The organism is Arthrobacter sp. StoSoilA2 (assembly GCF_019977195.1).
Taxonomy (GTDB): Bacteria; Actinomycetota; Actinomycetes; order Actinomycetales; family Micrococcaceae; genus Arthrobacter.
In genome coordinates this window covers 1196140-1217500 of the sequence record NZ_AP024643.1, presented here as the reverse complement: position 1 = coordinate 1217500, position 21361 = coordinate 1196140, and the positions used below count along the sequence as shown (strand labels likewise).

General features: G+C 62.3%; 20 protein-coding genes. 9 read left to right on the top strand and 11 right to left on the bottom strand.

The genetic code is table 11. The features are described 5' to 3' along the window. Nucleotides 1–91 precede the first annotated feature (91 nt). The 4 genes from LDN82_RS05655 to LDN82_RS05640 are packed head-to-tail and all read left to right on the top strand — an operon-like array spanning nt 92 to nt 2504. Nucleotides 92–865 carry a GntR family transcriptional regulator gene (locus LDN82_RS05655; RefSeq protein ID WP_224166672.1) on the top strand — a complete coding sequence of 258 codons (774 nt, stop codon included), beginning with the start codon at nt 92–94 and terminating at the stop codon, nt 863–865. 22 nt (nt 866–887) lie between these two features. Continuing rightward, nucleotides 888–1790 (top strand): ribokinase, encoded by a 903-nt coding sequence (locus LDN82_RS05650; protein WP_224166671.1) that lies wholly within the window; start codon nt 888–890, stop codon nt 1788–1790. A 58-nt stretch (nt 1791–1848) separates the two neighbouring features. Further along, nucleotides 1849–2115, top strand: coding sequence for a type II toxin-antitoxin system prevent-host-death family antitoxin (locus LDN82_RS05645; RefSeq protein ID WP_224166670.1), 267 nt, complete (start codon nt 1849–1851; stop codon nt 2113–2115). Nucleotides 2116–2174: 59 nt separating this feature from the next. Then, complete coding sequence (locus LDN82_RS05640; RefSeq protein ID WP_263422284.1) at nt 2175–2504, top strand: PIN domain-containing protein; 330 nt, start codon at nt 2175–2177, stop codon at nt 2502–2504. 9 nt (nt 2505–2513) lie between these two features. Here LDN82_RS05640 and LDN82_RS05635 read toward each other — a convergent pair whose 3' ends face one another. From LDN82_RS05635 to LDN82_RS05625, 3 genes are all read right to left on the bottom strand, one after another. Beyond that, entirely contained in the window at nt 2514–2828 is a 315-nt protein-coding gene (locus tag LDN82_RS05635; protein ID WP_224166668.1) for an acylphosphatase, read from the bottom strand. Nucleotides 2829–2936: 108 nt separating this feature from the next. Beyond that, on the bottom strand, nt 2937–3785 hold the full coding sequence (locus tag LDN82_RS05630; RefSeq protein ID WP_224166667.1) for a glycosidase: 849 nt from the start codon (nt 3783–3785) through the stop codon (nt 2937–2939). Nucleotides 3786–3940: 155 nt separating this feature from the next. Continuing rightward, entirely contained in the window at nt 3941–4972 is a 1032-nt protein-coding gene (locus tag LDN82_RS05625; protein WP_224166666.1) for an adenosine deaminase, read from the bottom strand. Between the two features lie 82 nt (nt 4973–5054). Here LDN82_RS05625 and LDN82_RS05620 point away from each other — a divergent pair, with 82 nt between their 5' ends. Both LDN82_RS05620 and LDN82_RS05615 read left to right on the top strand, forming a co-directional pair. Next, on the top strand, nt 5055–5969 hold the full coding sequence (locus LDN82_RS05620) for an MSMEG_6728 family protein (protein WP_224166665.1): 915 nt from the start codon (nt 5055–5057) through the stop codon (nt 5967–5969). Between the two features lie 134 nt (nt 5970–6103). Beyond that, nucleotides 6104–6511 (top strand): DUF1622 domain-containing protein, encoded by a 408-nt coding sequence (locus tag LDN82_RS05615; RefSeq protein ID WP_224093875.1) that lies wholly within the window; start codon nt 6104–6106, stop codon nt 6509–6511. A 93-nt stretch (nt 6512–6604) separates the two neighbouring features. Here LDN82_RS05615 and LDN82_RS05610 read toward each other — a convergent pair whose 3' ends face one another. Next, entirely contained in the window at nt 6605–9037 is a 2433-nt protein-coding gene (locus LDN82_RS05610; RefSeq protein WP_224166664.1) for a Tex family protein, read from the bottom strand. 86 nt (nt 9038–9123) lie between these two features. On the opposite strand from LDN82_RS05610, the gene LDN82_RS05605 reads away from it, so the two are divergent. Then, a complete protein-coding gene (locus LDN82_RS05605; RefSeq protein WP_223936138.1) occupies nt 9124–9420 on the top strand; it encodes a hypothetical protein in 297 nt (98 codons plus the stop codon). A 54-nt stretch (nt 9421–9474) separates the two neighbouring features. Here the strand turns inward: LDN82_RS05605 and LDN82_RS05600 are convergent, their stop codons facing one another. Continuing rightward, nucleotides 9475–9909 carry a CBS domain-containing protein gene (locus LDN82_RS05600; RefSeq protein ID WP_224091308.1) on the bottom strand — a complete coding sequence of 145 codons (435 nt, stop codon included), beginning with the start codon at nt 9907–9909 and terminating at the stop codon, nt 9475–9477. A 338-nt stretch (nt 9910–10247) separates the two neighbouring features. On the opposite strand from LDN82_RS05600, the gene LDN82_RS05595 reads away from it, so the two are divergent. Continuing rightward, complete coding sequence (locus LDN82_RS05595; protein WP_224166663.1) at nt 10248–12518, top strand: hypothetical protein; 2271 nt, start codon at nt 10248–10250, stop codon at nt 12516–12518. A 99-nt stretch (nt 12519–12617) separates the two neighbouring features. Here the strand turns inward: LDN82_RS05595 and LDN82_RS05590 are convergent, their stop codons facing one another. Continuing rightward, nucleotides 12618–13073 carry a nucleoside deaminase gene (locus tag LDN82_RS05590; RefSeq protein ID WP_224166662.1) on the bottom strand — a complete coding sequence of 152 codons (456 nt, stop codon included), beginning with the start codon at nt 13071–13073 and terminating at the stop codon, nt 12618–12620. A 108-nt stretch (nt 13074–13181) separates the two neighbouring features. Here LDN82_RS05590 and LDN82_RS05585 point away from each other — a divergent pair, with 108 nt between their 5' ends. Beyond that, nucleotides 13182–16760: a TM0106 family RecB-like putative nuclease gene (locus LDN82_RS05585; RefSeq protein ID WP_224166661.1), complete on the top strand. Its 3579-nt coding sequence runs from the start codon at nt 13182–13184 to the stop codon at nt 16758–16760. A gap of 48 nt (nt 16761–16808) precedes the next feature. On the opposite strand, the gene LDN82_RS05580 is transcribed toward LDN82_RS05585, so the two are convergent. From LDN82_RS05580 to LDN82_RS05560, 5 genes are all read right to left on the bottom strand, one after another. After that, nucleotides 16809–17528 carry a triose-phosphate isomerase family protein gene (locus tag LDN82_RS05580; protein WP_263422299.1) on the bottom strand — a complete coding sequence of 240 codons (720 nt, stop codon included), beginning with the start codon at nt 17526–17528 and terminating at the stop codon, nt 16809–16811. 71 nt (nt 17529–17599) lie between these two features. Then, complete coding sequence (locus LDN82_RS05575; protein ID WP_224166659.1) at nt 17600–18949, bottom strand: MFS transporter; 1350 nt, start codon at nt 18947–18949, stop codon at nt 17600–17602. Between the two features lie 153 nt (nt 18950–19102). Further along, entirely contained in the window at nt 19103–19867 is a 765-nt protein-coding gene (locus LDN82_RS05570; protein ID WP_224166658.1) for an SDR family oxidoreductase, read from the bottom strand. A 19-nt stretch (nt 19868–19886) separates the two neighbouring features. Next, entirely contained in the window at nt 19887–20876 is a 990-nt protein-coding gene (locus LDN82_RS05565; protein ID WP_224166657.1) for a 3-hydroxyacyl-CoA dehydrogenase family protein, read from the bottom strand. Between the two features lie 2 nt (nt 20877–20878). Next, nucleotides 20879–21361, bottom strand: coding sequence for a ribose-5-phosphate isomerase (locus tag LDN82_RS05560; protein WP_224091300.1), 483 nt, complete (start codon nt 21359–21361; stop codon nt 20879–20881).

Below are 21361 nucleotides of genomic sequence, written 5' to 3'. Positions count from 1 at the left end.
GTGAGTTGTTATACAAGCATGTATTACGAGCTTGTGCAACCTATCACATTTTTCCGGTACAGTGTCCGTAACCAAACCAAGTGAGGCACCCTTGACCGACAATGCCGTCCAGTTCCTGTCCCGACCCATTGCGCCGCAACCCGGCCAGCCTTTGCGCGTTGCGGCATACTCACGCATAGCCGAGGCAATCAGGACCAAGCTCCTCCCTCCCGGCTCGCTGCTCCCCACCGAGACCGAGCTGGGCGTCATGATGGACGTCAGCCGCACCGTGATCCGGGAAGCGCTGATGCTGCTGGAGGAAGACGGACTCACCAGGGCACGGCGTGGAGTCGGACGATTCGTGGCTGATTCGCTGCCACGGATCGGCATCGAACACATCCGCCCGTTCGATCAACTCCTTGGCGGCTCTGAACAGGACATCCAGGTCAAGCGCGTTGCGGCGATCAAACAGCCTGCCTCGGAATTCGTGGCGCCCGGAATCGGCGTTCAGCCCGGCGAAGACTGCTGGTTTTGGGAAAGCGTGCTGATCCGCAATGGCGAGCCCGTGGCACACCTGCAGGAAAACGTCGCCCAGGGAATCCCCGAGGCCGAGGCACTCTCAGAAGCGGCGGAAGCTCCCACCCTTTCGGCTTCCACCCTTTTGGAGGTCCTCAGCGGGCTTCCGGGGGCGTCACTTGGACCTGGCGAATGCGAAATCAGCCTGAGCACCGCCGGTCCCAGCCGCGCCAAGTTGCTGGACCTTCGCCCGTCCGAGCCGGTCCTGGTCCTCACTGAGTACGTCCGCCGCAACGGGTCTCCGTTCTACCTGGCCAAATGCCTCGTGGCCGCCAAGGCCGGCCACCTCTCCGTCATCCAGTCCTCCTGAATCCTCCCGAAAAGGTCCATCCATGAGCTCCTCCCCTCAGTCTTCTGCGCCCATTTTGACTCCCGCGAGCACCGCACTCACCGTCGTGGGCAGCATCAACCTCGACATCACCGCTACCGCAGACCGCCTCCCGACGCCGGGCGAAACCGTCGGCGGGGCCGTCCTCCGCCAGCAGCCCGGCGGCAAGGGCGCCAACCAGGCCGTGGCTGCGGCCCGGCTCGCCGGCGTCTCCCGCATGGTGGGGGCAGTAGGCCGGGACGAAGCAGGCCGCAGCCTCCTCGAAGCAATGGCGAGTGCCGGCGTCGACGTCCAGGACATCGCGCAGGTGGATGCTGCGACGGGCACGGCACTGGTCCTGGTGGACGGCGATGGCGAGAACCAGATCGTTGTGTGCCCCGGCGCGAATGGGGAAGTGTCCGTGCATGGAGTCTCCTTCGCCGACGAGGAAGCCGTGCTGTGCCAACTTGAAGTGGACCAGAGCGTGGTGCTTGAAGCCGCCCGGCGAACCAATGGCTACTTTGCCCTCAACGCGGCACCCGCCGCGCCCATCCTCCCGGAACTCCTGGAACGCTGCGACCTGGTGATCGTCAATGAAACCGAGTACGCCCTGATCCCCGCCCTTCGCACGGCACCCCTTGTTGCGGTGACGTATGGCGGCGAGGGCTCGGCGATCTTCGAGCACGGCGAACGGGTAGCCGAAGCTCCTGCAGTTCGGGTCACGGATATCGCGAACACGATCGGAGCCGGCGATGCTTTCTGCGCCGCGCTGGTCCTGGCCCTTCGCTCCGGACTTGAGCACAGCCATGCCCTGGCAGTGGCCAACGCCGTAGGTGCGGACGCTGTGCGGGATGCCTCGTCACAGCCTGCGTTGAAGACGTTGGCGCACTACATCGAGGCGACAGGACATACTGCGCAGACCGCCTGAGCTGTGCAGTCCAGCGGCTTCCTGCGGGGAGGTGCTACGATTGCTACGGAGGTCAACCATGACAACAATTCCGCACCGTGAACTACGCAATCAGAGCAGCAAGATCCTGGAGCGGGTAAAGAACGGCGAAATCATCGATGTCACCAATAATGGTGAAGTTGCCGCAACGCTGATTCCGCCGTCGGCTTCGCCGTTTGAACGCTTGCTGCAAGCTGGCAGCGTGCGGCCAGCCACCACGAGTCCCGTCGACTTCAAGATTCTTCCGCGTGGTGCCAGTGAGATGGATACTGCCGGGATTTTGGCGGATCTGCGGGGGGATCGGTGATCGTTTATGTTGACACTTCAGCCGTACTAAAACTCGTAGTGGAAGAGCGTGAGTCAGCTATGGCAGCCGCTCACCTTTCGGACATAACTGCTGCCGGAGGGCAGCTTGTTGCCTCAATGCTCTTATATACGGAACTCCATTGCGCCGCCCGTCGTAGGGACCTGCCGTTCGAAGTGGTTAATAGCGTCCTCGCAGGTATTAATCTGGTCGACGTGACGCGCTCGGACCTCATGTATGCCGCGGCCTCGCCCAGACGACTTCGGAGCGCTGATGCAATCCACCTTGCTACAGCCATCAGGCTCCAAGTCGACAGTCTGGTCGCCTACGACCAGGAACTGCTGCTGGCAGGAGTGGAGTCTGGACTCACAACGTCGTCTCCCGGGGCCTGACCAAAGGGTTTAGCCCACTATCCGGAACTCGTCGAACTCCCCCGTCGCCGGGGAAACGCCTGATTCCACGTTCTCCACCCTGCCTGGAGCGCGTGGTGAGTTAAGCCAGTCCAGGAAGCGGCCAACATGCGCCGTGGATCCCTCGGCCACGAGTTCCACAGAGCCGTCGTAACGGTTGCGGACCGTACCGGTGAGGAGGAGTTCGTCCGCTTTTCGCGCGGTCCAGTACCGGAATCCGACGCCTTGAACCACGCCGCTCACGCGAGCCGTGAGCCTCACAGCATCGTTGGCAGGACCAGGGTGCGTTTCTGGGGACTCAGCCATGGACCTAATGTAACCCCGCGAATCATCCCGCGTCAGGACGACCCGTTTCTCCAAGTCCCAACTCCAACTTGGAGCAAATTTGGAGTTGGGACTTGGAGGAGCCTGGAACTAGGCCGTCACGATGTCGTGCGTTGCGTGGCTGTACGTGAACGTGACAGGGCCGCCGTCGTGGTTTAGCTCGTGGTTGGCGCCGTCACGGACGCCGAACGCACCATAGTTCTCGTCCCACGAACGGTTCAGCGCGATCTTGTAGGTATAGAAACCGGCCGGCAGGTCGGCGGTCAGGGTCCATACCTGAACCAGCGGGTTGAACTCCATCTGGACTTCGTCGTACTGGGGAGCCCAGTCTTCGGGAGCGCCCAGGATTTTGTTGAAGTCACCGGCGATCGCCACGGCGTCCGGCTGCGGCAGGGTCTCGACGGCGGGAGCCGCCGCTGCCTTCGAAGGAGCCTTACGAGTGGAAGCCTTCTTCGCGGCCGGCGCAGCCTTGGTAGCGGCAGCCTTCGTGGTGGCAGCCTTGCTAGCGGCAGCCTTCGGAGCTGCAGCCTTCTTCGACGTTGCCGCACGCTTCGTCTTGGCCTTGGCGGGAGGGGCCGTAGGCACGGGAACATCGGCTGGTACCGGTGTTCCGGCGTCGAGGGCCTCTGCAAAAGCCGAAACGTCAGGGAAGGCGACTGTCGCCCGCAAGCCGTCTTCCGGGATGGTCCAGCCCGAACGTCCCTTGACCAGCCAGCCGGCCTTGACCAGCTTGGCCGAAGCCGACGTCAGGGTTTTGTGGCCGCGGGGAATGCCCCCACTGAGAAGTTCAGCCTCATGATCGTTGAAAGGAACGCGTCCGATGGCCTCTGCCAGGACTTCCCCTGCGTTCAGCGTGGCTCCAGACCATACGCCCTCAGCGAGGATGTCCAGTACGGCCTTCAGACGAAGGTTGGTGTTCTCGGCGGTGTTCGCGCCCATGCTTCTCCTTCTACGGTGGATAATCCCTTGCAGTTTGCCAATGAATTGTTAATTCGCGCGACTGATATTGGTAAACACCGTGTGTCGTGACCGAGTATGACATTCCAAGGGCCGGAAGTGATCGACGAGTCTCGCCTCCGGCGCCAATTCAGGGTTTATTGGGCAGGCGCAGACGCCTTGACCCACTCCGTCACTTCATCCAGCAATACGGCTTTCCGGGCGTCGCTGGCGAACGAGGATCGGATCGAGTTTGCCGCCAAAGTGGCCTGCTCCGGAACCGAGAACTCAAGGACCTTGGCCAACTGCTCGAAGTTGTCGTCCACATAGCCGCCAAAGTAGGCAGGGTCATCCGAGTTCACGCAAACGTTCAAACCGATGGCAAGCATCTCCGGCAGTGGGTGATCAGCCAGCTTGTCCACCGCACGCAAACGAACGTTGGATAGCGGGCAAACGGTCAGGGGCACCTGCTCCGCGACGAGCCGCTGCACCACCTCCGTGTCTTCCATGCAGCGGATACCGTGATCGATCCGCTCCACGTGCAGCAAGTCCAGCGCCTCGGTGATGTAAGCGGCCGGCCCTTCCTCGCCCGCGTGGGCGATCCTGCGCAAACCGGCGTCACCGGCACGCTGGTACAAGCGCTCAAACTTGGACGGCGGATTGCCCACCTCCGCTGAATCCAGCCCGATGCCGACGATGGGGGCGTGCATCGCGAGCAACTGGTCCAACACCTCAAGTGCGGATGCCTGGGACATGTCCCTGAGGAACGCTGCAATCAGGAGTGTCGAAACGCCGAAGTCTTCCTCCGACGTCGCCAGCGCATTCGCGACACCGTTGACGCACACCTCAAGCGGCACACCCCTGGACACGTGTGCCTGGGGATCCATCATGATTTCCGCGTGGCGCACTCCCCCGGCTGCGGCGCGCTGAAGATAAGCGCGCGTCATGTCAGTGAAGTCCTGCTCGGTCTGCAGAACGGCCATGTTCTCGTAGTACAAGTCAAGGAAGGACTGCAGATCCATAAATTCGTACCTCTCACGCAGTTCTTCGATGTCTTCATATGGCAGTTCAATGCCGTTGCGTTCGGCCAGGGCAAAGATCAGCTCTGGTTGGAGAGTCCCTTCGATGTGCAGGTGCAGTTCGGCAACCGGGGGCGCCGTCGTCGTCGTCTTCTCGCCAAAAGTTTCCACTCGACAACTCTAGGCCCCATCCGTGCACGTGTCCCGGAGCACTCAACTTGGTTCTTCGCCGCGGGACCCCCAAACTGAAAGGATGCAGACTTTCCTCCCTTTCGCCGATTTCCGTGAGAGCGCCGCGGCGCTCGACACCTCAAGGCTCGGCAAACAGCGCGTCGAAGCCCTCCAGGTCCTCCGCGCACTGGTCATCCCGGAGTACGGTTGGCAGCAGCACCCCGCCGTCCGTATGTGGATGGGCCACGTCCCCGCGCTCACCATGTACGGCCTCGCAATGGCCGACGAGTGGATCCAGCGCGGCCACCCGGACAACACCCGCAACAACATCGCGGAGTTCGCACCGCAGGCCGCCCACCCGGACTACGCCTCCAGGATCATCATGCCGCCATGGCTGGGCTACGAGGACCTGCACCTCAGCCACCGTTCCAAGCTCCTTGGGAAAGACCCCAAGTTCTACGGACCGCTCTTCCCGGGCGTCGAAGAGAAACTGGAATACATCTGGCCCGAGCCCAAGCACGAGTTCCACCCCGAAGACCCTGAAGAGGACCGTCTCTGGATCCTGCGCGCCAACGTGGAGGAACTCCGTCCAGAACAGCTCACCACCGTGAGCATGCCGCCGCATGGCAAGGCCAAGGCTGCCGCAGCTCCGGAATCCGACGAGTACCAATTCGTGTACGCGGAAGAGAAGTCCCGCCGCCAACTCAAGGGCCCCAAGAAGCGTCCTGCCAAGGTGCTGGAGAAGAAGCCCACGCGGAAACGCCAAGCCCAGGAAGCTGCGTTCAATACGCTTCCCGGCAAGACCGAGATCGCCGTTCCGTTCGATGACGGCCAGATCTTCGCTGTCGGCCTGATCCATGGACGGCCGATCACGGTTGAGGGCAAGTTCGCCCGCAACTTCGAAGTCACCGACGTGGTCAAGCGCACCGATTTCGATTACCCGGCACTGCTGCAGGATCCCCGGGTCTTCTTCCCGGTCCCCGCACCGGCACAGTAACACCAGCGCGCGACGGCGGCACGTGGGTTTCGTTTTTACACGGAACCCAGGTGCCGCCGTCGTTGTTATGGGTCGATTTCGTGGCGCCGTATGAGACGGTGGAGGCACACGGCGCGCACCACACGGGGAGGACCATGGATTTCCAGCACATCATCGAAGTAGTTGGCCGGTACATGGACTTTGCCGGCGTGGCCGTCATGGTTGTTGGAGCGCTCGTTTCGATTCCGCTTGCCCTCCGCGGTTACCAGCCCAAACGAGCCAGCGGCCTCGCCCCGTTTTCGCCTTATCGCGCTTACCGGCAATTGCTGGGACGGTCCATCCTGTTGGGCCTGGAACTCCTGGTGGCAGCCGACATCATCCGCACCGTCGCAGTAACCCCTACGTTCGAGAGCGTGGGCGTCCTGGCGATCATCGTGCTGATCCGGACATTCCTCAGTTTCTCCCTCGAGCTGGAGATCACCGGCCGTTGGCCGTGGCAGAAGGAAAAAGAGCACGACGGCGATGCCCACCTGCGGGAGCCGACGCCCTCAGCAACCCCCTAGCCCACTTGTCACCCCCTAACGGACTATTCACCAGCGCACGCGGTGGTGAATAGTCCGTTTGGGGGTGCCGTCCATCGGACATTGTTCGCCCGGCTACTTCCCGAGCCCAGCCCTGCGCAGAGCTTCGGCCATGGCTGTGTCGGCGGGGGCCTGGGACTGCTGGGGTTTGCCCTGGCGGCGATCACCCTGGCCCGGCTGCCCACTACCGCGCTGACCACCCGAGCGCTGGCCCGGCTGCCCACTACCGCGCTGGCCTCCAGCAACCCGCGCACCGGGGTTGCCTCCACCCGAGGAACGTCCACCGGAACCGCGGCCGCCCGCAGTGCCGGGTTCGTCGTCGAGCCTCAAGGTCAGGGAGATGCGCTTGCGCTCGGGATCGGCCTCAAGCACCTTGACCCGCACCACCTGACCGGATTTCACGATCTCGCGGGGGTCCGAGACGAATTTGTTGGACAGCGCGGACACGTGGACCAGCCCGTCCTGGTGCACCCCGACATCCACGAAAGCACCGAAAGCGGCAACATTTGTGACGGTGCCTTCCAGGATCATGCCCGGCTTGAGGTCTGAGATCTTTTCAATCCCCTCCGAGAATGACGCGGCCTTGAACGCGGGACGGGGGTCGCGGCCCGGCTTCTCGAGCTCGGACATGATGTCCTTGACGGTAGGCAGTCCGAACGTGCCGTCCACGAATGCCTGCGGATCCAGTGAAGTGGTGGGTCCGCCGCCGGCCGCGACGAGGATCTTGCGCGCAACGGAGTAGGCCTCCGGGTGCACGCTGGAAGCATCCAACGGCTCCGCTCCCCCGGTGATCCGAAGGAAGCCTGCGCACTGTTCGAACGCCTTCGCGCCCAGTCGCGGTACCTTCTTGAGGTCGCTCCGCTTGGCGAACGGGCCATTCTCATTGCGGTACGCCACAATGTTTTCGCTCAGCAAAGGCCCGACGCCGGCCACTCGGCTAAGCAGCGCGGGCGACGCTGTATTCACGTCGACGCCCACGGCGTTCACACAGTCTTCCACCACGGCATCCAGTGAGCGGTCCAGTTTGGCAGCCGTGACATCGTGCTGGTACTGGCCCACGCCGATGGATTTCGGTTCGATCTTCACCAGTTCGGCCAGCGGATCCTGAAGTCGTCGCGCAATGGAGACCGCACCACGGAGTGAAACGTCCATGCCGGGGAGCTCGGAAGCTGCGAGGGCCGATGCCGAGTACACGGAAGCGCCAGCCTCGGAAACAACGAGTTTCTGGACACCCTTGGAACCCGCGGCTTCGAGGGATTTGATGAGCTCGGTGGCCAGCTTGTCCGTTTCCCGCGACGCCGTGCCGTTGCCGATTGCCACGAGTTCCACGTTGTACTGCTTTGCGAGGCGTCCGAGGGTGGCCAAAGCCTCGTCCCATTTCTTTGCCGGCGCGTGGGGATAGATGGTGTCGGTGGCAACCACCTTGCCAGTGCCGTCCACCACTGCCACCTTGACTCCCGTGCGGAGTCCAGGGTCCAGGCCGAGCGTGGAACGGTTGCCTGCAGGCGCAGCGAGCAACACGTCACGCAGGTTTGCGGCGAACACGCGGACAGCCTCATCCTCGGCGTCTGCAAACATGCGTCCGCGAAGATCCGTGGTGAGACGGTCCAGAATGCGGCCGCGCCAGGCGAGCTGGGCAGTCTGGGTGAGCCAGAGATCGGCGGGACGGCCGTGGTTGGCGACCCCAAGGCACTTGGCCACAGCGTTCTCGTAGCGGCCCCGGGCGGCGGCCAGGGCGGCGTCGTCGGCGGGGTCCGCTTCGGCCAGGTCCAACTCAAGGACGCCGTCCTTTTCACCCCGCAACAGGGCGAGCACCCGGTGCGACGGCATGCCTGACGGGACTTGCCTGAACTCGAAGTAATCCTTGAACTTCTGGCCTTCGGCCTCCATGCCTTTCTTGACGCGGGAGACCATGCGCCCCTGCTTCCAGAGCCGCTCGCGCAGGTCCTCGGCCAGGTCAGGATCCTGGGCAACGCGCTCCACAAGAATGGCGCGGGCACCTGCAAGCGCGGCGGATGCGTCCTCAATGGAGTGCTCGGCGTTGAGGTACTTGGCGGCCTCGGTTTCGGGGTCCAGCTGCGGGTTCGCGAGCAGGACGTCGGCCAGCGGTTCCAGCCCGGCTTCGCGGGCTATCTGGGCTTTGGTGCGGCGCTTGGATTTGAAGGGAAGGTATATGTCCTCCAGCCTCGCCTTGGTGTCAGCACCCACGACGGCGGCTTCCAGTTCCGGGGTCAGCTTGCCTTGGGCTGCTATCGCTTCCAGGACGGTCTTGCGCCGCTCTTCCAGCTCCCGCAGGTACCGGAGGCGTTCCTCAAGATCGCGCAGCTGGGTGTCATCGAGCGTCCCGGTGACTTCCTTACGGTATCGGGCGATGAAGGGAACGGTGGATCCGGCGTCGAGCAGTTCCACCGCGGCCTTGACCTGCCAGGCCTTCACGCCGAGTTCGTTGGCGATGAGTTGATGGATGGCAGAATCGGCTGACTGGTGCTGGAGAGATTGAGTCACCATGACAGTTTGCCTCACATGACCGACAGTTTTCAGGTCCGGTTCCGCAAGGCCTATGCCGGGGGCGCTGTTAGTGCTGTAGTTGGACCATGCAGGAACTGCTCATCATCCTTCAGGACGGGTTTGTTTCCGATGACGTGAGCGTGACCGTCAACGGCAAGGAAGCCGTGTCCGAACGGGATGTGTCCACCAAGATGCTGTTGGGAATGGCCGACGAAATCACGGTGGAGCTGCCGGCGAAAGGCGCCACGGTGGGAGTGGAAGTCCGAAGCAGAAAGCTCAGCGCAACGAAAAAGCTCGCTGGCAAACCCAGGAGCCTGATCGTCTCGATAGAAAATGACGAACTCGTGCTGCGCGAAGGAACGGGCCGCGAGGCGTTCCTCTAACGGGAGCGCTTCGCGGCGGCTGGATTACCTGGATTACTGCCGGCTGGCTGGCCGCTAGTGGGACATATGCTCCTTGGCGGAAATGTGCTCCACCATTTCGCCCACGCGCTGTTCTGCGTAGTGGTTGCGGGCAATGTCTCCCTGGCTGATGATGCCTACGAGCTGGTGATCCTTGATGACGGGAAGACGGCGAACCTGATGCTCTTCCATCATGGCGATGGCTTCGTCAACATTGGCATCAGCGTCAATCCAATACGGCTTACCAGTGGCGAGGTCGCGGGCCCGGACTTCGCGGGCGTCCTTTCCCTCGGCCAGACACTTGACCACGATGTCGCGGTCTGTGATGAAGCCGGTGAGCTTGCCGTCATTGCCGCAGATGGGAAGTGAACCGCAGTCCAGATCCCTCATCATGCGGGCGGCGTCCTGGAGAGTTTGGTCCTCCGGGATGCACTGGGCATTTGTGGTCATGAATTCACGTACGACACTCATGGGTCCTCCTTCATCGAATGGGGTTCATCGACGCGGGGTCCTCCGGGATGGTCCTTTCGGCACCGACGCCGATGCTGCCAGCCTACGCTTGGCGGCTGCGGCTGACTAGGCGATCCGGCAGGTTGCCCGGCAGAAAATTAAGACACCTCCCTAGATATAATCCATTCGTTGGAGTATCCTCGTTTTGGGTTACACACGGCTTCTGGGCATGGCCACTTTCACCCCTCTGGGACTCCTCACCTGCATCGCCCCGCCCTGAACCGTCATGCCGTCCATCCGGTACATCCCGTGATGGGCGAACGCATATTGACTGCTTGCAGAGCGAGAAAGATCCTCACATGGACACCCCCAACGTCCCCGGCACCCACTACAACCCTGTCCCCGGCAACCCCTCTGAAATCCCGTTCCCACCCACTCGTGGGGCTGACGCTTTTGGACCCCACACCTATGGCCCCCAGCCCAGCACCTTGGCATGGCCCTCCGAAGAATTTTGGAGGTGCTGGCGCTCCGCTCCCGTGAGCGGTCGTTATGAAGGCAACCAGGCAGGCAACGGTCCTGTCGGCAGCGCGCTGGACCTCCGCTTGGATGTCGATCCCCGCCAGAGCGTGGAATCCCCGGTGCTGAACAAAGTCAGTGGCGATCTATACAGCACCCGCTGGGTCAAAGCAGGTGGGCTCAACCAACTCGTGAAGACGTATGTGGAGTCCTGGATCGTGGACGCCCCGGTGGTCACCATGACCCGTGCGCATGCACACATCACTGGAACGGTCCGTTACTGGAAAGGCACGCACCCCGCCACAACAGTGGAAATCGACGTGTCCTGGTCCCACGGCGCGATCACCGGCGCAGTGGCCACGTTCACGGCGGGCGGCGTTGCCGGGCAGCCATACGCCTGCGCCTACCGTTCGGGCTGCTTCCGCGATATGAACCTTGAACTCGACTACTGCACGTCCGTGGACATCGAACCCAAGGCGCCCGTCTACAACAGCCATTCACATAACAACCGCCCAGCAGACCTGGCTGAGCGCACCATCACCATCGAATCCTCGTACCTGGACGCGGGAATCGCCGTCACCATCGATCCGGTCCACACAGTGATCGATGACAGTGCAGCCGGCTTCGCCTCGTGGAACGTCGGCGAACTTCACGACGCCATGGAAACCTCCTTCGGCAAGTTCAACTCCGGATGGCCTGCCTGGAACCTTTGGGGCGTGCAGGCCGGCCTCTTCGATAGCGCCGGAGTTGGTGGCATCATGTTCGACGCCGCTGCAGGCTTTGGCGGCGCGGGCCGCGGTCCGGACCGCCAGGGTTTTGCAGTCTTCCGCAACCACTCCTGGTTCACCAACCTTGTCTCGAACCCCACCACGCAGGACCAGGCCTGGGCCATGCGCCACTTCCTGTACACGTGGGTCCACGAGGCAGGGCACGCTTTCAACTTCCTGCATGCCTGGGACAAGGCGAGGCCGGATTCGTTGTCCTGGATGAACTACGACTGGAAATACGATCAGCGCAACGGCGCCGATACCTTCTGGGGCAACTTCCGGTTCCGGTTCGACGACGACGAACTGCTCCACATGCGCCATGGCGACCGTGCATCCGTGATTATGGGTGGAGATCCGTGGGCATCCGGTGGGCACCTGGAATCCCCTGCCGGCTCCATGACCGTCTCCGGGCCGGGAAGCGATGTTGAATTGACCCTCTTAGCCAAGAGCCACTTCGACTACATGGAGCCTGTGTCCATCGAATTCCGCCTGCGAAACACCAGCGACGTACCAGTAGTGGTGGACGGCCGGCTGGATCCCAGGTTCGGAAACACCACTGTTTACGTGCAGAAGCCGGACGGAACGGTGGTCCTGCATGAATCAGTAGTCTGCTTCTATGGCCTCCCTGAACCGGTGACCCTGGAACCTGCCGCCGGCGCCACCAGTGATGGCAGCGACCGCTACAGCCAACTGGTCCAGCTGGCATTCGGAGTGCAAGGGTTCGCATTCGATGAGCCCGGCCAGTACCTGGTCCGCGCGATCTATTCAACGGAAGGCATTGTCCAGGCGTCCAACACCTTGCCTTTGCGGGTCGGCTTCCCGGTCACACGGGAGGAGGACCGGTTTGCACCGGAGTTCTTCACGCGGGAAGTAGGACTCACGCTCGCCTTCGAAGGGTCCATGTCACCCCACCTGAGCAAAGGGCTGGACGCCCTGACCGAGGCAGCCGAGCGATTCAGCGGTGAGCCCTTGGGCGTCAAGGCGGCTACCGCCGTCGCGCAATCCGTGGGTGATGACTTCTATCGCCGCAAGGAAGACAAAATGGTGAAGCACCACAGCGCCGATCCTGAGCGGGCGCTGGCGCTGACGGATGCCGGGCTGGCGAGTTACCAGAAGGGCAGCGGCGCAGCGAACAACCTGGCCTACAGGAAGCTCGTGGAACTGCGGACGGAACTGCACGTGAAGGCGGACAACACTGCAGCCGCAAAGTCAGAAGTGGAAACCCTCGCCAAAGACCTGGGCTCCCGCGGCGTAAACCCCACAGTCCTGGCCCAGGTCAAGGAACTGATCCCTTCAACTCCGGCGGCCCGTTCCCGTCGGTCGGCTCCGAGGAAGCCTGCCAAATAGTCGTCGGATGACCGTTTGGCATGTGGCTCCTCCGCAGCCGGCGACGGCGGCACCCTCCATCGCTCGAAAAGATGGGTGCCGCCGTCGCTCCCTTCGTGTCTACTCCGCGATATCCTCCGCCCAGAGTTCCGGGTGTTCATCCTGGAAGGTACGCATCATGTCCACGCACCGGGGGTCATCGAGGACAACTACTTCAACACCACGCGAACGCAGGAGATCGAATTCTCCCGGGAACGTCTCCGCTTCGCCCACCACCACGCGCGGAATCTTGAACTGGATGATGGTTCCGGTGCACATCGCACACGGCGCCAACGTGGTGTAAAGCGTCGTATCCCGGTAAGTCTTTTGCCGGCCGGCAGCGCGCAACGCGGACATTTCGCCATGCGCGATCGGATCGCCATGCTGGACACGTTCGTTGTGCCCGCTCGCGATGATCTTCCCACCGCGGGCCAACGCGGCGCCAATAGGGATCCCGCCCTCGCTGAGACTCTTTTGGGCGGCCTCATAGGCGGCTTCGAAAGCGGGATCGACGGTGGTCGGTGCTGTTTCAGTCATGGGTGCAGTCTAAATTGTCGGAGGCCGCTGATAGCTTGGCTTCATGGTCCACTTCGGAGTGGTTCATCCGGCAGCAGTGGTTCATCCGGCAACAGGGAGTAGGTCACGGTGTTCTTTCTCGATTCGGAGATAGCTGGCGCGCCGCAGGATTTGGTGTTCTCAGCCAGTGATCTGGTCATCGCTGCCACCTGTGAGTACCAGCTGCTCCGGAAACTCGACGAAAAACTGGCCCGCTCCCCCAAAGCTGAGTTCGCGGCAGATGCCATGTTGGATCGCACGGCCAAGCTCGGCGATGTCCATGAGCACAGGGTCCTGGACGAATTCCTAGCCGAGTTCGGGCCCTGGGACCCAGCTACCAGAAGAGGCGTTTACGACGTCGTTCCCGCCTCCGCCATGGACCGCGCCGCCCTTTTGGCCAAGCATGCGGAATCCATCGACGCCTTGCGCTCCGGAGCGGACATCGTGTTCCAGGCCGCGTTCTTCGATGGCCAATTCCACGGCCGTTCCGATTTCCTGGTCAAGCGTCCCGGCGGTCAGTACGCAGTCTTCGACACAAAGCTTGCACGGCATGCCAAGGTCACTGCACTTTTGCAGCTGGCTGCCTATGGCGATCAACTTCTTCAGGCAGGTATTACGCCGGATCCCACAGTCACCTTGGTCCTGGGCAACCGCGTGCACAGCGATCACCCGCTCGCGGAGATTTTGCCAGTCTTCAAGGAACGCCGCGAACGCTTTCTTGGAATGACCACGGCCCATCGGGCTGCTTCAGGACCCATCGAATGGGGCGACTCCCGCTTCTCCGCATGCGGCCGCTGCGACTACTGTGCCGAGCAAGTAAAACTGCACCGGGACCTCCTCATGGTTGCCGGAATGCGGATCAGCCGCCGTAAGAAGCTGATGGAGGCCGGAGTCACCACCATCGACCAACTCGCGGCACTTCCCGACGCCGCAGATCCCATCACGCTTCGGCTGCGCGAGCAAGCACAGTTGCAGACCGGCGTAGGGACTCCGGACGGGACAGTGAAGTACACGGACAAAGCAGGCGAAGCCAAAACGGTCAGCTACAAGATCCTGCCGGAGAACACCCTTGGCAGGCTCCCGGAACCGGATCCCGGCGATATTTTCTTCGACTTCGAGGGCGATCCTTTGTGGCAGGATCCCGTCACGGGCAAGTGGGGCCTTGAGTACCTTTTCGGCGTCATCGAAAACCCTGCGGAGCCCGGCGCCCAACCGGTCTTTCGTCCGTTTTGGGCGCATTCCCGGGAGGAGGAGGGCCAGGCTTTTGTTGATTTCCTGGAGTATGTGGCCAAACGCCGTGCCAGCTACCCAGGCATGCACATTTACCATTACGCCGCTTACGAGAAGACGGCCCTTCGCAACCTTTCCCTGACGCACGTGGTGGGCGAAACCGCCGTCGACGACCTCCTGAAGCAAGGGGTCCTGGTGGACCTTTACGACACCGTCCGCCACAGCATCCGCGTTTCCGAGAACTCGTACAGCATCAAGAAACTTGAACCCCTCTATATGGGCCAGCACCTCCGGTCCGGAGACGTGACCGACGCCGGTGCCTCCGTGGTTGCCTACGCGGACTTCTGCACGGCGAGGGACACCGGGCAGGCTGAGCAGGCCGCAGCCATCCTTGAAAGCATCCGAGACTACAACGAGTACGACTGTCTCTCAACCTTGGAGCTGCGCAATTGGCTTCTTGCCCGCGCCGCCGAGCGATCCATCGTCCCAGGCTCCATAACGCAGGAGGAGCCCACGCCTGAGGAGGACAAGTACCAGGCTGCGCCGGAGGAAAAGGCGCTGTTCGACTACCTTGACGGGCTCCCTGGGGAAGAAAGGGCATCAGCGGATTCCCGGGCGATAGCAATTGTGGCAGCGGGCGTTGGGTACCACCGTCGTGAGGACAAACAGCACTGGTGGGGGCACTTCGACCGCTTGGAAAAGCCAGTGTCCCAGTGGGAGGACGGCCGCGACATCTTTACGGTTGACCATGCGGAAGTGCTGCAGGACTGGGCCAAGCGCCCGCCTCGCCGGAACCGCGTACGGACAGTGAAACTCATTGGCCGTTCCGGTGACGGTGCCGGGTTGGAGCCTGGCAAGACGTACTTCCGGATGTATGGTCCCCCGCTGCCTGACGCCTTGGTCGGTAAGGAATCGTCAGTGCTGGGTAGGGCTGGTTGGAGCAAGACCGAGGTCATTGAGGTGGGCGAAGAAGGCGAGCTTGAGTCCGTGATCATGGAGGAAAGCCTGCGCAACGACTCCACCGAGTTCAAGCAGCTGCCCATTGCTTTGACGCCTGACGAGCCCCTCTACACCACCGGGCAGAGAGCCGCATTGGCAGCACTGGCAACAAAGCTCCGGGCCTCCCTGCCGTTGTGGCCGCGGGATTGTTCGCTGGATCTGGTTCGACGACAACCACCTAAGCTTCGCACGCTCGCGTCGCTGCCCGCCGTGGAACCTGGTCCCGATGGGTACATCGACGCCATCACTGCTGCTGTGAAGGATTTGGACAACTCGTACTTGGCAGTCCAAGGCCCTCCCGGCAGCGGAAAGACCTATGTTGGTGCCCACGTTTTGGCCCGGCTTGTAGCAGATGGTTGGAAAGTTGGCGTCGTCGCGCAATCCCACGCCGTGGTGGAACACATGCTTTGTGCGGCGGTGGAGAAAGCCGGAGTGGATCCGTTGCGGGTGGCCAAGGAAGTCAAGCACAACGAACCTGTGCCGTGGAACGGGTGCGCCAAGGGGGACGTGGAGGACATCCTGTCCAAGCCTGGCGGAGCCCTGATCGGTGGAACGGCCTGGACCATGGTGGGAAGTTCCGTTCCCGCGGGTTCCCTGGACCTGCTGGTCATTGACGAGGCCGGACAGTTTTCCTTGGCCAATACCATGGCCGTCAGCCGGGCCACAAAGAGCCTCCTGCTGCTCGGAGACCCCCAGCAGCTTCCCCAGGTCACCCAAGGAATACACCCTGAACCGGTTGACGAGTCCGCGCTGGGCTGGCTGTCCGATGGTTACAACACCCTTCCACCGGAGCTTGGCTACTTCCTCGCCTTGTCGTGGCGCATGCATCCGGCTCTCTGCTCTGCTGTTTCGGACTTGTCGTACGACGGCCGTCTGGAAGCGGCCCCCGCGGCTTCGAAGCGTCAGCTGGATAGAGCAGAGCCCGGGATTTCCTGCGTCTACGTTGACCACACAGGGAACTCGAGCTCTTCCCCCGAAGAAGCTGCCGAAGTGGTTCGGCAGGTCCGGGCACACCTGGGCCTCCAGTGGCTGGACCCCTCCGAAGAGGAGGAAGGCCCGCGGCCCCTCATGGAGACCGACATCCTCGTGGTCGCCGCCTACAACGCCCAGGTTCAGCTCATCAAGCACCAGCTCCGCGAGGCCGGGCTCACCAAGGTCCGGGTGGGCACGGTGGACAAGTTCCAAGGCCAGGAAGCGCCGGTGGTTATCGTCTCCATGGCCGCATCAGCTGCCGGGGAGGTGCCGCGCGGCATGGAGTTCTTGCTCTTGCGCAGCCGAATCAACGTGGCGGTGTCACGCGGTCAGTGGCGTGCCGTCGTCGTGCGTTCACCCGAACTCACCAACTACCTCCCGACGCATCCAGAGGGCCTGGAAAACCTGGGCGGCTTTGTGGCCCTATGCCAGCGCGGGTCACCTAAGCGCTTCGTCCCGCCCAACTGAGTCGCAGCAGATGCCGTTTTGAGGGCTCAAAAGGGCATCTGCTGCGACTCAGTTGGGCAGGGAGAGGGCCTCATCCAGCACACGGCCGAAGTTGGTGGCGTCGTGCGCGAAGCGGCCCAGGAAGAGCCCGGAAACCCCTTCCAGCTGCGGCAGGAGACCCGGCTTCGCCGAGCCACCGTAGATGATGGGCATCTGCTCCACCCCGTGGGCAGCGAGCAATACCCGCAGCTCAGCCACAACCTGGGAAACGTAGGCAGCCGACGCCGGCTCTGCAGCACCGATCGCCCACACGGGTTCGTAGGCGATCACTAATTGGGATGCGACGGACCAGTCCCCGGACACGGCTGCCTTAACCTGCCTGAACACGGCCTCGGCGGCAGTTCCAGGTTCATCTACCACGCTCTCCCCGACGCACAGCAATGGCGTCAGGCCAGCGTCGACGGCGGCACGAACCTTCAGGGCCACCATGGCATCGTCTTCGGCAAAGTGGCGGCGCCGTTCCGCATGGCCGATCTCCACCAGTCCGACACCAAGCTCGGCAAGCATCGACGGGGAGACTTCGCCAGTCCACGGCCCGTCCGACCAACCACAGTTCTGGGCCCCAAGGACCATTGTCGAACCCTGAAGCATCGCGGACGCTGCGGGCAGCACCGGAAATGAAGGGATCACAAACGGGACCACCCGCCCGGCCGCAAGGGCCGGACGGGCGTCCACTTCTGCCAGCAACTGCTCCAGCCACGCCAAACTCTGCTCGTAGCCCATGTACATCTTGGTACTGACCCCGATGAACAAGGCCCCGACAGGAGCAGCCCGGAAATCAAAAGCAGTCTTGTCCACGGCTACTTGTCCAGCAACTCGTCGGCTTTGTTGGTGAAGGCCCGGGTGCCGAACATCATCAGCGCGGCCAGGAAGGGCAGGACACCCAGGGCGTAAACACCCATGGTGCCCGTGTCCGAGGCCGTGACCTGGTTGACCGTGGTGCGAAGGATCGGTGCGACGAAACCGCCAAGGTTGCCCAGGGAATTGATCAGCCCGATACCGGCAGCCGCAGCAGTTCCGGTGAGGAACGCAGTCGGATAAGACCAGCAAATAGGACCGGTCGACAGGAAGCTGCACACCGCCAGCGTGATGAAGATGATGCCCAACGCCGGAAGGTGGTTGGCGCCGGCCCAGGCGGAACCGAAGATGCAGAGGCCTGTGGAGACGAACAATGCGGTCCCCCAGCGGCGGCGACGTGCCACAGTGTTTGCAGCCTTGCCAACGAAGTAGCAGGCAAAGATGCCGAAGAACCATGGGATAGCGGCAAGGAGTCCGACGGCGAGCCCCACCTTTTGGCCGGTGAGCTGGGACACCTGCTGCGGCAAATAGAACGTGACGCCATAGACAGCTACTTGCAGGCAGAAGTAGATGACGGTGAAGTACCAGACCCGGCCGTTACGCATGGAAGCCAGCACACCGCGCGGACCTGATTCTTCCTTGACGGTGTCTTCCAGTGCCATGACATCAGTCAGGGCTACCTTCTCTTCTTTGCTCAGGAACTTGGCGTCCTGTGGGCTGTTGATGAGGAAGAAGAAGGACGCGATGCCGGCCACGATGGCCAACGAACCTTCAACGAAGAACATGACCTGCCAGCCTGCGACGCCAGGAACCTGGTCACCGATGTTGATGAGCCAGCCGGACAGCGGAGCACCCAGCATCTGGGAGAGAGGCTGAGCCAGATAGAAGATGGCGAACATCTTCACGCGCACTTTGTTGGGGAACCAGGCGGCGAGGAACATGATGACGCCCGGGAAGAGACCTGCCTCGGTGACACCCAGCAGGAAGCGGAGAATGATGAAAGACGTCTCACCTTGGACGAAGGCGAAGCACGCGGACACTACGCCCCAGGTGATGGCGATGCGCGCGAGCCAGACTTTCGCGCCGAACTTGGTGAGCAGCAGGTTGCTGGGGATCTCGAACAATGCGTAGCCGATGAAGAAGATACCGGCACCCAGTGCGTAAGCACCTGCGGTGATACCTTTGTCCACCCCAAGGGCAGCTTCGGCGAAGCCCACGTTGGTGCGGTCAAGGAATGCCACCACGTACAGGATCACGAGCATCGGCATCAGCCGTAGCGAAGCCTTGGATATGGCCGACTTCAGAATCGGTGAATCCAGCAACTCCTTGGTGGAAGTTGAGGCAACGGACATTGAAACTCCTCTTTGAGCAATTCAGTTGGGGTTGCGATGGCTTAGGAAGCGCGCCATCAGCGCGGGAAGAAAATGAGCACCATGCCCACTGCGCAGGCAAGGACGCCCACGGCAAGGTAGATCTTGCGTTCTCTGGTCCAGGTCTTCATGGCCCTAGTGCATGTACAGCCCGCCATCCACATTCAGCGTCTGGCCGGAGATGTATCCGGAGTCCTCGCTGATGAGGAAGGCGATGGCGGCGGCGATGTCCCTGGTGGAGCCCACGCGGTTCACCACGAGGTCCTTGGTCAGTTCGTCCTTGCGTTCCTGGCTCAGCGTGCCGCCCATGATGTCGGTGTCGATGGGACCGGGTGAGATCGCGTTGACGGTGATGTCGTATTCGCCCAGTTCCCGGGCTGTGGCACGGGTCAGGCCGATCACACCGGCTTTGGCAACCGAGTAAGGGGTCTTGGAGAACGTTCCGCCACCGCGCTGGGCGGAGACCGACGAGATGTTCACGATGCGGCCGATCCGGTTCTTCACCATGGATTCAGCCACCCGGCGGGTGGCGTAGTGGACACCGTTGAGGTTGATGTTCAGCACGCGGTCCCACTCGGCAGGTTCGAGTTCCAGGTAGCCGATGGGCGAGCTGACGCCGGCAACGTTGGCCAGTGCCACGATCTGCGGCAGCTCGGCTTCCAGTTCATCGATGGCGGCCCGTACTTCGGCTTCGCTGGCGACGTTCGCCCCGACTCCGTGGGCCCGGATCCCATATTCTGCAGCAACTTCCTTGGCTGCAGCCTTGCAGGCGGCGTCATCCAGATCGATGATGCCGATGTTCCAGCCTTGGGCGGCCAGGTAGTTCACTGTGGCGCGGCCGATGCCGCGCTCGGAAACGGCGCCGGTGACGATGGCGGTGCGTTCAGCGGGGAAAGACATGTGTTTTCTCCTGAAAAAGTTAGTTGATGGGTGCCGGGCCGAGCTCTTCAATGAGCTTTTGCATGGCGACGTAGGCCTTGTTCCGGTATGCGATGAGTTCCGGGGTGCGCTCGGCGGGGACGTTGAGGAAGCCCGCGCCGGTCTTGGTGCCGAGCTTGCCTGCCTCCACGAGGTCCGAGAGGATCTTCGGCGTCGCAAACCGCTCCGGGAAGCCGGTCTGCAGGGACTTGTAGCAGAAGTTGTAAACGTCCAAACCGGCCATGTCCGCGATCGCAAACGGACCAAAGAACGGCAAGCGGAAGCCGAACGTCGTACGCACCAGGGTGTCGACGTCGTCCGCTGTTGCGATGCCCTGCTCCACCAGCTGCGCAGCTTCGTGGAACAGCGCGTACTGCAGGCGGTTGAGCACAAAACCCGTAACGTCCTTCACGACGGCGGTCTGCTTGCCGGCCGCGTGGACCAGCTCGCGGGAAGCGGCTACCGTGGCGGCGTCGGTGCCGGCGTGCGGAATCACCTCGACGCCGGGGATAAACGGCGACGGGTTGGAGAAGTGCACGCCCAGGAACCGCTCGGGGTTGGTCACGGCTTCTGCCAAGGCGGCAATGGAAATCGTGGATGTGTTGGAGCCGATCAGGGCATCCGGGCGGGCAGCTGCGCTGATCCGGGCGAGCGTCTGATGCTTGATTTCCAGGACCTCGGGAACGCATTCCTCGATGAAGTCGGCGTCCGCAACGGCTTCCTCAATGTCCTTCGCGGCCCACAGGTTCTGCTTGAGGATCTCCGTGGAACCTTCAGGGAAAAGGCCATCGGCAATGAACTGGTCAGACTCAACCAGGAGGCGGTCGAAGTTCTTCTGCGCGATCTCGGCAGATACATCAGCCAAAGCCACGCGCGCTCCGCCGAGTGCCAGGACCTGGGCGATGCCGCCACCCATGTAACCGGAGCCGACGACGGCGATCTTCCGGGCTTCGTTTTTCGCGGTGCCTTCGGTTGCTTCAGGAATGGTCATGATCAAACTGCCTTCGTGTAGTTGGGCTCGTAGGAGCAAATGGCGTCCACCTTCGCGGCGGAGGATGAGTTTTGGTCAAAGCGGTGGCCGAGCCACTCCCCTACGAGCTTCTTGGCCAGTTCCAAGCCAATCACCCGCTGCCCGAGCGTGAGGACCTGCGCATTGTTGCTCAAAACTGACCGTTCCACCGAGTAGCTGTCGTGGGCGGTCACCGCACGGATTCCGGGGACCTTGTTGGCCGCAATGGCCACGCCCAGCCCGGTGCCGCAGATCAGAAGGGCCCGATCGAACTCACCGTCAGCTACCTTGCGGGCGGCATCGACTGCAACGTGCGGATAGGCCGTTGAATCGTTGGCACCGACTCCGGCATCGGTCACTGCTGCAACGCGCGGGTCGGATTCCAGCAATGCCAGGAGTGCCTGCTTGTATTCCACTCCGGCTTCGTCGTTGCCGACGACGATGCGCCAGCCTTGTGTGTCGCTCAT